This is a genomic window from Methylomonas sp. MgM2 (assembly GCF_054172045.1).
This window is the reverse complement of record NZ_JBSYXO010000005.1, coordinates 72,393-85,618: the sequence shown is the minus strand read 5'-3', so window position 1 is coordinate 85,618 and position 13,226 is coordinate 72,393. Positions and strand designations below refer to the sequence as shown.

10 protein-coding genes are annotated in these 13,226 nt (G+C 47.8%); all 10 read right to left on the bottom strand.

Annotated features, from left to right (window positions below; all coding sequences use genetic code 11):
- Positions 1-51 precede the first annotated feature (51 nt).
- From ACW73I_RS05850 to ACW73I_RS05805, 10 genes are read right to left on the bottom strand one after another with little or no spacing between them, the layout of a single operon-like run.
- Positions 52-1,365, bottom strand: coding sequence for a DUF6519 domain-containing protein (locus tag ACW73I_RS05850; RefSeq protein ID WP_458028303.1), 1,314 nt, complete (start codon positions 1,363-1,365; stop codon positions 52-54).
- A gap of 21 nt (positions 1,366-1,386) precedes the next feature.
- Positions 1,387-3,666, bottom strand: a complete 2,280-nt coding sequence (locus ACW73I_RS05845) for a hypothetical protein (RefSeq protein ID WP_458028302.1) — start codon at positions 3,664-3,666, stop codon at positions 1,387-1,389.
- A gap of 8 nt (positions 3,667-3,674) precedes the next feature.
- Positions 3,675-7,082, bottom strand: coding sequence for a putative baseplate assembly protein (locus tag ACW73I_RS05840; RefSeq protein ID WP_458028301.1), 3,408 nt, complete (start codon positions 7,080-7,082; stop codon positions 3,675-3,677).
- Positions 7,079-9,769 carry a putative baseplate assembly protein gene (locus ACW73I_RS05835; RefSeq protein ID WP_458028300.1) on the bottom strand — a complete coding sequence of 897 codons (2,691 nt, stop codon included), beginning with the start codon at positions 9,767-9,769 and terminating at the stop codon, positions 7,079-7,081. Before ACW73I_RS05835 ends, ACW73I_RS05840 begins: the two co-directional genes overlap by 4 nt.
- Positions 9,766-10,131 (bottom strand): GPW/gp25 family protein, encoded by a 366-nt coding sequence (locus ACW73I_RS05830; RefSeq protein WP_458028299.1) that lies wholly within the window; start codon positions 10,129-10,131, stop codon positions 9,766-9,768. Before ACW73I_RS05830 ends, ACW73I_RS05835 begins: the two co-directional genes overlap by 4 nt.
- A 13-nt stretch (positions 10,132-10,144) precedes the next feature.
- Positions 10,145-10,483, bottom strand: coding sequence for a hypothetical protein (locus ACW73I_RS05825; RefSeq protein ID WP_458028298.1), 339 nt, complete (start codon positions 10,481-10,483; stop codon positions 10,145-10,147).
- A complete protein-coding gene (locus tag ACW73I_RS05820; protein ID WP_458028297.1) occupies positions 10,483-10,971 on the bottom strand; it encodes a phage baseplate assembly protein V in 489 nt (162 codons plus the stop codon). The genes ACW73I_RS05825 and ACW73I_RS05820 overlap by 1 nt, the downstream gene beginning before the upstream one ends.
- 6 nt (positions 10,972-10,977) lie before the next feature.
- A complete protein-coding gene (locus ACW73I_RS05815; RefSeq protein WP_458028296.1) occupies positions 10,978-12,108 on the bottom strand; it encodes a phage late control D family protein in 1,131 nt (376 codons plus the stop codon).
- Between the two features lie 27 nt (positions 12,109-12,135).
- Positions 12,136-12,432 carry a LysM domain-containing protein gene (locus ACW73I_RS05810; RefSeq protein ID WP_458028295.1) on the bottom strand — a complete coding sequence of 99 codons (297 nt, stop codon included), beginning with the start codon at positions 12,430-12,432 and terminating at the stop codon, positions 12,136-12,138.
- 12 nt (positions 12,433-12,444) lie between these two features.
- A complete protein-coding gene (locus tag ACW73I_RS05805) occupies positions 12,445-13,089 on the bottom strand; it encodes a hypothetical protein (protein ID WP_458028294.1) in 645 nt (214 codons plus the stop codon).
- Positions 13,090-13,226: the final 137 nt, after the last annotated feature.

Genomic DNA, 13,226 nt, shown 5'->3' with positions numbered 1-13,226 from the left:
ATCTGCTGCGCGGAAACCAATTGCTTATTACGACAGAACCAATCCCCGTTATTAGCTAACATGTTTAAATTTAGAACGCAGATCTGTCGGTTGCCATTTTCCGTTGACATCCTTGGTCAACATCGTTAAAGGCGCATAGTGATGAAGTACGCCATCGGGTGGTTGTGGCAGAGGTTGCTCGTTCTCATCGATTAGCCATTCGATGCCAGTCGCTAAACGAGCGGGAATCAGCCAATAATCACCGGTCCTGTACTGATGTTCTTCTTCGTCGTTCGTGTTTAAAAACTGAATTTCGATGCCGTGCTCCAGTTTGAACCAAACATCGTTGGCTTCGTCGCTTTCTGTTATTGATATGTCTTTGGACTCCCAGCGCCGTACTTTAGTCGGCCAGACTTCTTCGCTATTAGTCACGCCATCTGGTCTGGCGGGATTGGAGTCCAGGCATAAAACATCACCGTCAACTTTGACCACTTTAACCAACGTACCCGGCTGGCCTCGCAACTCCAATTTGTCGTTGGTCAATTCAACCCAGCCAGGAGCGGAAAACCCTTGCGGATTTTCCAGAGTCAGTTCATTGCCGTTCAAACTGCAGCTGGAGACGACCGAACCATTATCGCGCGACCATTTGAAGGTCGCTTTTCCAGCTATTCCCATTTGATGAATTTCAACTCGATAAAGCTGGTTCTCAGCGCCGCGATATTTTGCGTCGGGCGCCGTCACACATGGATCTTCAGATTTTTGGGAGGGATTCAGTCGCACCTTGAGACTGCCTCGATGTTCTGGTTGCCATTCCTTAGTTTTATTTAACCAATTAAGAATGTTTAGTTTATTGTTACTAAAAATTCCCCTTGCAATCTCGGATGAAATAAATTCTACCTTCACCTGACAAACCACTTTGGCTCGTGCTGCAGTATCAGGCCCTCCCAAAGCCTTTTCTCGAATCGCGTCGTCTTCTAACGCACTGACGTGATGCTCCCAGACATCCAGATACACCAAGCAATTATCCATCTTCAGATCTTCTAACTGTTTAGGGTTTGGGTTTGGGTAATCCGGTTGTGTTAAATATGTCAGTGCTTCGCTTTCGTTTTCACAAAGAATCCCATCCACATAATAACGACCTTTTCCAATACTAAAATCCCATTTTTTTTCGCTACTAAATTCAGAAATTGTAATTTCAAAGCCATAATTTTCCTGAGGACCGCCAAATGGCCCAATTAAATCCGCAGCCAAGGTTCTTAAATAATGCAGCAAAATTGCCGTTTGCTCGTTCCAGTCCGCATCTAATTGGACCCGGCCCTGCTGCTGCAGCACGCGGCTGAAATGTTTTGTTATATCAAAGGTGTCTCTCGAAAAATCGCCTTTCATGGTCTTAATCCTCTTTGTAGTCTAACTCGCCATAATGATGCCGACGTCGGCTCTGGCCGGTATGTACTCGTCCAGTCGAACTCGAAGATTGGCTTCACGTTGTGGTTGAAACAAGTCATGAAACACTCCCATTTCGGATTCGTCGTCCGCGCCTCGTTTGATTTCTTCTGCACAATTACCGGCCAATTGACAGTAGTTTGGATTCCCGTAATGCGTGCTATTGAATTGCGGACGAACGCGTTCCCTGGCCACTAATTTTGCCGCTTCCAAGGCTGCTTCATCAGGAGGCGGTTCTTGATTATCACGCGCATTGTTTTCAAGGTCCGTTGCGGCAGCTTGTTCCGCAAGGTCCGGCTGGCAATGATAACGTTTTGGGGTTCGTGACAGCGGTTTGACGTAGCAAAAACGCATGCAACCCACTTGACGCCGGGCAACTCGTATTGTGCCCATGAAGATACTATTTTCAGCCAATGCTATTGCATGGGTGTCGATACGACCGAATACCGTACAGCGCACGATGGTTAACGAGGCATGAGCGAAACTCGAAGCCGCTGCACCAATCGCTTCACAAGCCGGGGCTTCGCATTCATTGCCGGTTGCATCCAGAATACTGTCTGTAATACGTATCCGGATTGGATCAATCCCAACCTCGTCAATATTGACTTGAATTGAACCGATAATGCTGTGCTCAATGGTCAAACAAGGATTTGCGTTGGTGATTTCAATGCTCGGCTCTTCCAATTGACTGGGCTCACAGTCCGGTTCAAGCGACCATCCCGGAACCAAGGTAGAATGCCGGATGATGATGCCTGCAAGAGATTTATCATTATCATTGTATTGCACTTGCATGCCGCGTCCTGCAATCAATAAGCCATCAAGGGTGAGATAGCTCCCCTTATCGCCGCTGACCGTAAAGTAATCAGGACGGTCCGAGAAGCGGATGATTGGGCGTTTGCCATTACCCGCACGAATTTGCAAAGTCTGATTCATAGCTAAATCGATAGCTATTTTTTCTTCGTACAAGCCACTGTCGGTGATTTCTATAACGGTGTGCGTGATCGGGCTATCACGCCAAAGGGCCAGTCCTTCGTTAATCGATTTTAGGGATTGATCAGCACCGACTTTGATGAGCTGAAAATCGGAATCCGATGGTTGCGATAAAACTCTGGGATATTCGCCACCTCCAATATCGGCGCTAAAGCCGTAGTAATATGACACCTTAACCCCTTTCTTCGGTGATTGGCGGGGCGGAAACAATATGCGGCCTAATTCCGGATCGACGGCAACGGTTCCCTTTATCGGACGATAACGTGCCCAATCGCTAAGATCGGCGACCACAATTCTTTCTTGCGCAATCGGTTGCGGCGCATCTTTTTCCGGCCAGTTTTCCGCCCAAATACACAAACTGTTTCCTTCGCCATAATAGGTTTTCGTGCCGTTGCCTCCTGTAACATCATCTGTTTTGGAAAGGGATGCGGCGAAATCGTGCCGGCTGATCGGAACCGGAAGATTGAACTCGCCGGCAATCTCAGTGGGATCGGTTTCGCGCTGCCAATGGGTATACAAAGGCGTATCGTTACCCAGCACACTGAAGGTGTAATAATTCCGCTGTTCCAATGCCGTAACCGGCGTTTGTGTCACGGAATAAGTCCTCAGGCGCCAAACAAATAATCCGATGCTGGGAATGTTGTAGCGGCCCTGAGTCAACGCAGAATTGATACGGCGCACATCCACAGTGTGGGCAATTTCATCGAATGGTCCATTTAGCTTGGTTAAGGCATTGCCCCAACGCAGATCGACCGTACGACCTCGTTTACATTGCCGGCCTTTTAAACCCGGTTTAAATTCTAATACTCTAAAATTGCGTATGCATTGTGTAACGCTAAGTAATTTGTAAAATTCCACTGCTCGGGCAGGCCAACCGGCCACATCATTGGATAGTACCTCCAGCAGCGCTAAAGTCCCCTTGCTACGCCGGTAGCGGATGGTATTGGCAACTTCCTTTCGGGGAATCAATATTTTATTTCGTAATCGGCCTTGTACGGTATCAATATTGCCGGGTTCGCCCGCCTCATGCACCGGCGTATAACCCACCAAGTCGCCAATGTAGGGCACGACCCAATCCTCGCAGGTTTCTATGAACCAGTTGTCATACAGTTGGTCAATGTTGCTTTCGACAATATCCACTTGCTCTGTGATTACTTGTAACAACGCGCGTAAGGGCTCGCCCTCTGCGTGGTCACGCAAGTGGTAGATATAGGGTAGAAGCTTATAAAGACGATCTTTATCCATGTTATTCATGACAGCCCTCAGCGATTGATTTGATTGAGAATCAAAGTTGCCGGAACGTCCGGAGTCAAAAACGCTATCTGCGCCGGTCGAAGCGATTTATGCTCCCAATCCGCCAAGTTGACTGGAATGCGCGCGAGCGGTTCTTTAATGCCATTATTATTCTCATCTGTTAATGTTTGGCTGACTAAGCCGGCGACCTCACTTGGGGTAATCAATCGACGCTCGCCCAGGTCATCCACTAATTTCTCCGGGATGCCTCTCAGGAGGTCAACATCAACATAGGCCACGCCCGGCACTGCTTGCATGACGCTGATCACTTCGCTAAGCAGAACATCCTGCCCCAGTTCTCTTCGCTCAAAACTAAAGACATCCAGCGTAACATTGCGGACTTGCGTCACTACAGGCTCCCACAAATAATCAGGAAGAATGCTGATATTTGCCTGGATCACAATGAGCAGCAATTCCCGAATTTCCAGTCGGATAGCTTGATAAGGATCGCCAAAGTCCAGCAAGGATTGGCGCAAGTTTCGATACAAATCTGAACTCTTATCGATTGGAATGTCGTCGGCACCGGCTATCGTGACATGCACCAACTGGCGCCGGCCATCCGATATCTCAACAGCTCGGGCTTTGCCGACGCCGGCGAATACGCGTGCAAAGTCTTGGTAATCCTGTACTGAAACCAACCGGTCCAAGGCCTTGACTGCCAATGGTGTATTTTTGCGCGCCTGATCGCGACTCTCTTTATCGGCTCCGCCAGACGCAGGCAAAGGATTTATAACCTCCTTCACCCCCAACGGCCGCGTGGTCAAAAGCGAGATTTGCTTTGCTTTCACATTGCCGGATTTACCAATGCCATTGCGATATTCCGCTTTGATATTCTCAATTCCGGTCGGCAAACGAGCGCCTTCTTGCCCGTTGCCAAAAACAATTGTCGTTTTGCCATTGTCATCTGTCTTGGTCACAAAATTGCGGTTTGTCGGCGCCAGGCCGGCTAACGTATCCGTTTCATGCCACTGGACATTGTTGACATAGACTTTTAGGGTACTGTCGATACCGGAAGGATTAACGGCAGAGATATAGGTCAGTGGCGGTTGCTTCAGGTCGAACGATTGTAGCGCCGTCGCACCATTGCCGCTCCCCAACACTTCATTTCGGGTATCGCCGTGGGTGGCTTTGACGACATTGCCGTAGATTTTTACGGTATCGCGTTTAAAGCAATATTGGAGAGGTTTTGCCAGTTTGATAAAAGTGTGGATTTTGTCGCCTTGCAAAGGAATAGGTTTGACTTGCATCCCTTGGTTACCCAGTATATTGGAACCGATACGGCTGATATCCTGTTTTACGACAGAAATCATTGCCAATTCGCTGGAATTGACACCGTTGGTTGCACCTACATCAGCTCGTTCTCCGGACACAAATGCCCATCTTCCGGCTTGCAAATCTTCATAATAACCATCCAATTCGATCAAATCATCCGAGCCGCCACAAATGAAATTGTTGAGCGGCTCATTTGTTAACTCCAACTCTTCGCTTTGGGCATAAACGGCCGTGTCTCTTAGAAGCGTCGTTGATGACTTAAGTAAGTTTCTGATGCTTACTTCTTTATTTTCCTCTAAGCTATTTAACCAGGGACCAGCGATTGTAAGGGTGCTGACCTTTGACTGCAGTCCCTGCACTGATCTGGTGACTATTTGGTTGTTCTCAATTTTGTGGATGGATACAGATCGGCCAGAGGAAATATTAGGGGCATCTTTTGTAAAGAATTTAGGACGATCAATAACGAGCCAACTACCATTTACAACCTGATCCAGCTGAATATCCACTGCGATTGTTTCCATACCCTCGGATGATACTTTTTTGACCCAGGCTTCTTCAGTAAGAGGTGGAGCCCACACATTTGCAGGTACCGTCGGCCTATAATCTATTATGGTAACGAAACCTGTATTATCTCTAGTTCCATAATTTGGTGCATCCGGTGCATTATGTCCAAACATCGATGCGCGTGCTCGCAAGGCGTATACCTTAATGGGATTAGCACTCGTGACGTCGGCATTAGCATTAGCGATGGCAAAATTGTCGCTTAATGATGGCACCATTCTCTTTAGAATGGCATTGCTGGAATCGGACACGACAGTGAGTCCTGACACGCTACCATTCGGATTGATCGGTGTCGTTGATCGTAAATTCACAGATTCGGCTACTGAATCGGTTGCCGATTCTTGCTTATCTTTTTCGACAAGCGATAAACCGGTAAATTGTTCTTTTAGATCTTTTGTTAAGCTTAACTGATTTCTGGGCTGTACTGAGGGCCCTAGCGACAGGGAAGATATTATCTCGCTATAGGTCTGCACAATTTCAATCTGTATTCGTAAATAGGAATTAGAGATAAAGTCGTGGGTGATTAACTCAAAGTCGTGGGTGATTAACTCTACGCCCATGTACTTATATTTCGTTTTCTTTCCATTATCGCCCATCAATATAAGAGTTGTGCCGCCTTTGTTCTCATCGACTTCCACTCTCCAACTACTCCCGTCATTGGCTGAAACCACGGCAATACTGTTGGCATCAAAACTTCTAAAGGAGAAAAAACCGGGTAATCCATTGCCGTCATCAAACAAAATAAGCTTAAGCTGAGGAGTAGAGTCATTTTGAAAGATTCCGAGAAAACCGTTTTGAATTGGTCTCGATTCGGTGCGGAACAGAACCAGAGTTCGATCTGCTGCAGGATCGGCAATCACTTCTTTGACGCGAGTGAATGTAGGATCGCCATCTTTGCCAAAATCCACGAGTAAAGGATCGTTCGGTTTCAGATTGCTATTGATCCCCTTCAGATATACCCGCGGCCCCTTCGGATCAAGCAACATTGAAAAATATGTTTGTGGCCGATGCATTCGCGGCTTCAAGTTATTCCACTGTGCACGAGTTTTCAATTCTTCTGAGGTCTCAAACGTTTGCGGTAGTTCGTTCGGTCCTGGAATACTTTGCGATTTAGCGGCTTTTGGAATGACTGTTTCTTCCTTGAAATTTTCGTCCAAGGTGTAAGCCAAATACACACTCGAAGACACTCCCGGTTTGAGTTTATAACCTACCAAGCGAGCCAACTCCAATACCGATCGCCGCTCTGTTGCAGTGCGTAAATAGCCTTCGTTAATGATGCGTTCCTGATAAAAAGTCAGCACATCGGCCACCGTGGCCCAGGCGTCTAATAGAGCAATGGAAAAATCATTCGATTCGCGTGTGGTCAATTCGGCCAGTTTCGGAAAATCGGCGCTCGACAACCGAGCCAGCATGGATGACAGAAAGCTGCCATGACTACCCACACGATAAGAGAGCATACTTAACCCTGGCCGGTTCGCAGTCGCTTCCGGCGTTACCACTTTCACACCATCACAGCATCCGCAAGGGGCGTTATTTGATTTCATCGGCCACCTCCCATTTCCAAGGTAAATCGTCCGTTTTCGGGAAAACTCGGATCGTTGTCGAGCCGAGCAATTTCAAACGCATCTAACCGTAACAAACCATTTTCAATTTCCAGATCCGGACCTTCAAATAGGCGTTCCAGTTTGGCCACCACCACGCTTTCGACACCCTCAACTGCCTGAGCTACAGACACAAGTTGACTGAGATAAACTCCTTCGCCAAAACTCAGGTTATCGGGATGGAAAAATCCTTTGTGTCCATTCGGCAAGATACGGTCGCTAAAAACGTCCAGCAGTTCCGATTTCACATGGCCGCGCAAAAAATGAGGCAGCACACAAACCTTAATGGCAATGTCCAACGCCACATAGCTTGCCTGGACGACTACCACGTCGTGACCAATCCGGTGAAAACGGCATAGGTGATGCCTGATTTCGCACAACAACACCTCGTCTACTTGTTCTGTTCCTATCGGATCAATCACCACCAAGACTTGAAACCAACTCCCGGTCCACAACAATTTGGCTCGCGCTCGTTGAACTCGATTACTGAAATCCCGCATAACGATCTGAGCGTAATCATCGGCAGTAATGGCCCGATGCAGTTCCTTGCGAAACATATGAGGCGCATAAAGCTTTGCTTCAGCCAAGGTTTCTGGTTCTGTGCCTCCGACCGCTGGTAATGGATTTCTGAGTGTGATATCGACACCGCTCGGAAAGTTATTGCTAAAGACCATGCGAGTAATCGATTCTGCGCCGACATTACCTACCGGACCATTGCCAATCCGATACTTAACTTGAAACCGAGTATCCGGTTTGGGAGACAAACCCGTTTCGCCATTCCCAAAGCGTAATTTCGCGTGTCGGTCATTTTGTATTTCCACGCTGAAGTGCGGATCATGTGGTCCACTCGCCAATAAATCGACCCTAGGTTCCCAGGTATTTATCGGCATGCGGTTGGCAGTGTCCGATTCCGCCGTTATTTCGGTCAACGTCACTTGAGGACGAGCCCTATTTGGATGCTGTTGTAATTGTTTACGAGCTGAGATCAGACCAATAAAAGGCGGACAGGGGATGTCGGTAATGCAAGTTAAAATCGATTCGCAGAAGGTTATGTCGGTTTTAGCCAAGGTTGGGTTAAAAGGCCCGGATATTTTGACTGTTTCTCGAGGTAAGCAAGCATCTTCACACTCGCTTTCAACCGTCACACATGGAACCGGATCGAGCGTTTCTGTAACTGTTTTACCATGATCGACCAAAAGCACATTGCCGCAAACCACACTAACGTTGTTTATAAGCGAACAGTCCACCGGGTTGATTGCAGAAATACATAACGGAAAAACCAAAGCGTCTTCCGGCCCCCACTCGACGTCCCATAACAATTGTCCCGTCAAAGGATCTTGGTTTCTTTGAGCTTTGATTAAACGAACGGCTTGCCGATGTGACGGATCGGCATCTGCACGGTTCCCCGTCTTCGGACCCTTGACTTCTTCGAGAATGAGAATGTCACATATCTTTAAATCTAATTTGTAATCCGAATCCTGGGGAGGGATAACATCAATTGAATCATAAGGGGGCTTGGGATGGTCATCATGTCCGCAATCCTCGTCCTCATCCGGCGTTGCTTGCGTCGCCTCCCCAGGATCAATAAGCGTTACCGAGGTCGAACCTTTCGGCAAACAGCATTGGGTATCGCCCCAAGTATAAAGTCTTATCTCATTACGACTTTCGTAGAAGTTTAACTTCCGACTACGATCGTCTACCAAGGGTTCGAAGATTAGGTAAGGTAGCGGAAACGAGGTGGGTAACTGAGATTCCGCTAATATGGTACCCAAAGTTGAAACACCTGGGTTGGTAATAAAGTACACATCATTTGGGTCGACCCCAGTCAAATCCCCAACAACATGAATACAGACCCAAGTTCTGGCATTGCACCCTTCATGTAAATAATAATCGACCAAACGCACATGCCGCCGAACGGAAATTCGTTGTCTGGCCGTTTCTAAGTAAGCCTCCGTGGCCACAGCATCCTGGTAATAGCTTAGGTGATCGCCCACATAGGCTAACAACTCAACCAACGTTATGCCAATATCGGGAACATGACGTTCCGTCCAATCCGGCATGAGGAGAGCCAGACGATCGAGAATAAGCTGGCGGAAACTTGCATAATCTTTGGCAAGATAGTCGATATCCGGCTCCTGATAAGGCGTTTCAGGACATCCAGGTTGCTGCTTGCAGTCTAAGTCGCTAGCACAACCGACTTTAAAATTGAACTCCAAACAGGCGTAGCGGGAATCGAATTCAGCCATAGGTCGATAGTGCTTCCGACCTTGTTCATCGACGTCGACAATCGGCTTCTTAGTCAGCGGGTCTATTTCAATTACGCACAAGCAATACGTTGAGAAATCTCCCGCTTTATCAACACGGATATGGACGCAATCGTCCGTTTCCGGATCTTCTTCTCGATGAATATCAAGTGCTAACACTTGAATATCATTGATACGCCGCCCTCCCTCTATGCGAATGTTTTCTTTTTCTAATATGAGTGGTGCTTTGCCCAGAAAATACACGCTCAAAGTTAATTGATCGTCGCTGACCTCAATATAATCAAGTCCATTGTATTTTTGGTGCAAACGAACCTGGTCGCGCCGCCGCTCGTCTTTGCAAACAACGACAGAATCACATTGGCTCATGACTGGCTCCTTTCAAAAGTGGCCACCTGCACCTCTTGAGTGCGCCTAACCCTGTATTGCAAATTTACTTGCAATTTTGCATCTTCACTGTTCACGTCCAGAGATTGGATCTCGATGATATCGCCAAGCCACTGCTGCAAACCTGCCTGAACTGTAAACTGCAACGCTGCGGCGAGCTCGGGGCTGTTGGGTGCAAAGATCAGTTGCAACAAACCGCTACCAAAATCAGGACGGTTAACACGTTCACCCACGTTGGTAAACAAAAACAACTCGATCATGTCACGTATGTGATCGTCATAGCCGACGCTTGCTGCGCGGCCGTAGCGGTCGAAATGGAATGGAAAGTCGATATTGATCGTCATAATCGTATCCCCCTTAAGTCGCAATCACCCGTTTCTGAACCGCCAACGAATTCGGAATACCTTGCGGCGCAGCATCCGCCGCTAAACAGACGGCAGTTGGAGTCAAAATAGCGGCCGGCTGGCCATTGATCGTGACTCGGGTTGCCGCCTCCACTTGTATCTTCACACAAGGGTGTGGCCCACCAGAGACATTAAACAAACAACCCGCCACGGTCAAAATATCTGCCGTCGTAAGAACCTGTAGACCGCCATTCACGGTAACCTTGGGTAGATTTACCTTATTTGCGCTTACTATCCCGCTTTGGTGGAAACAGTTAATAATCCCTGTATCTTGAATTAAATAGCCCGGCATCAGGTCACCTTTAAAGCAGGATCATTAATGGCAACGGATGGTCCCGTTAATTTGATAGTGGCCCCCATACCGTTACTGATTTCAATGCCTTGCTGCTTGATTTCAATTTTTAAACTTCCGTACTCGATGGTAATACCGCCAACCCCTGTCGTATCATCCAAAGTCAGCGTGCAGGTATCCGTTTTTAGCACTTTTGTCTTGTCTGCCAATGGTGAAAAGGATACAGGGGCCGTATTGTCATCCTTCCAAAAACACCCGGACCAAATCGGACAATTCGGGTCGCCAGCCTCGAATTCGATCCAAATGTCAGCGCCTGTCGGTGGCATTGCAAAAAAACCAACATTAGGACCCGCATAGGGAACGCAGGGCATTGCCCAAACCGTACCGTCGCCAAATACAGCGGGAACCGTTACCAAAAGCCGGCCTTTTCCAAAGGGATCGATGTTTTGATCCACCTTACCGGCGTATTTTCCAAAAAATTGTGGCATAACCATTCATGGAACGATAAATGGTGAAATCGTCCCAGTCCCCTCCCGCTTTAAAGTGAAACTCTGTTTGTATTGACCCTCTCCAACATCGATATTGTGGGTGACACTTTTTACGTAATACATTCCGTCGAAAGTATCTCCGGCTCCACGCACACCCACTAACGCCCTCGGCTTCAGAATCTTGTTGTAGCGCACGGTATTCAGTTCTCCGGTAGCGGTAACCGCATCATCGAAAGACTTATCTACCGCGCCCTGCGCTTGAGCCGCAGCGCGACAGCTATACCCCGTCAAATTAGTAGAACGCAGGGCTTCAGCGACATTTCGGACCAAGGGTATACGTCTATCGGGACTTGGCGAACTGATGGTGCCCGCTTCGCCTTGTTCGGTATATCGAGTTTTTTGGGCGCTCAGGCCATTAAATTCAAAATTAATCGAATCAACATTTGTAACCGGTCCCATTTTTATGGAAAGACCGGATTGCGGGATACTCAACCTATTCGGCGGCCCCCAATGCGCTTGACTGAAACCGGGAGCAGGTCCAGGCGAAAGATAAAATACAAAACCGTACATTTCCGCAAGGCTAGTTAAATACGCGCGGTCCGTCATGTTAGCTGGCTGCTGCCGAATTTGTTCAAGCGGTAGAGTAGGCGTTAAGGCCTCTTGATTCGGTGGAGGCAGTGATGGTGTTATCCCAAATTGAAGATAGTTTCCCAAAATCTGTTGGACTGCTGCGTAGTCTGGCATAGCAGGATAAGCGCGGCTTTGCTCGTCGCGGTCCATCAAAACGCTAAGATCTTCCCCTGTAATCGTGAGAATATCTTCACCAGGTTGCTCATGTGGGGCCAACTGAATGTTGGTTATGATGCCGTCCATCAACACCTCAGGCAAGACAGCAAAACGGACGACGATAATGACGCGGTTATCCATTTTAAGCAGCGGGTTAGACAAAAGCCCATAATCTTTTAAATCAAAAGGACCGGAACGACCGACTCGGTAATGCAACTGAAAACCGGAAGGGCCATCATCCCGTTGATTTATCTCGACATCTTTCAAAGCAACGCTCAATTGCGCAGGAGCGGGTGTCGGCACGGTTTTACCGATCAATATCGTCAGATGTACACCCAAAATATTTATCATTGTTGCGCCCTCCTTTTCCCGTGGTTATCAGTTCTCAAACTGCGGTAACGGAATTTGCAATATACGGCCAATCTGGCTGGTCAGTTCGCTGGGATGCATAGCATTGTTGATATCGCAAATACGCCAAAATTGCTCTGGGTCACCTAACGCTTTAGCCGTAATATTGTCCAACCGGTCGCCTTGCGTAACGGCAACCTCAGCAAGCACTTCCATGTTGGTGGGATTAGGCAAAAAACGCCGACGTTTGTAACTATGCATCCGCCCATCGGGAGCAACCAATGTAGCTGTTTCGATGGCGTTATAACGACTGGTATCAGTAAACATGACTCAATCCTCTTAAAACAATTTAACGTCGCCACCGACAACCGATCTAACATTTCCGACGCTTCCGATGGTGGCAAAAACCTCTTTGGCTATCTGGTGCGTCAGATAAATGTAATAACCTGGATCGGTCAATGTCAGATCGTTGTAACTCAATACCCGTAAGCCCAGGGAAACCTTAGCTCGGATCGGATTAAGGGCCTGATCGAACGCTTCCTCGGTAATGCTGAACTCGGTCAGACGCACCGGCACCACGCGTTTGATACCCCAGACCAGCAGGGTAAAGGGTCCGAGCGGCGGCAATACCTCCACCGTACCCAAAGCCAACAAAACGGTATTAGTAATCACCAAAGTACTTTTCGGATAAAGCAACATTTCAAGCGCCGACAACTGTGGGTATATGCCTAATGTATTGGTAACCCCATCGTTATTTTCCAATTGGTCGGTGGCATCGATCTCCACGTCCATCTTGATCGTTTCAATTGGCGGGCCTTTCAAGCGAACAGCCTCCGAGCGATCGCCGCCATCACCCGAACCCTGGACTTGTAAACTACGCGTAACCGTGTCCGGGTTGTATTGAAAAACCGCAACACTGGCCAAGGGATTGAAGGGGTCAACGCCTACAATGGCTCCTTTGATAAATTTGGGTGAGGTCGTCATCTTTAAATCCTATTCCTGATATTACCTATTTAACGCTTCTATAACGCTTCTGGGTTATGTCTTGTTTATTCTCCTACCTTCCTTTAAGGGGGAGCGACTCCGTGGATGTTGTATAAATTCCTAAAGCACGCACCTCA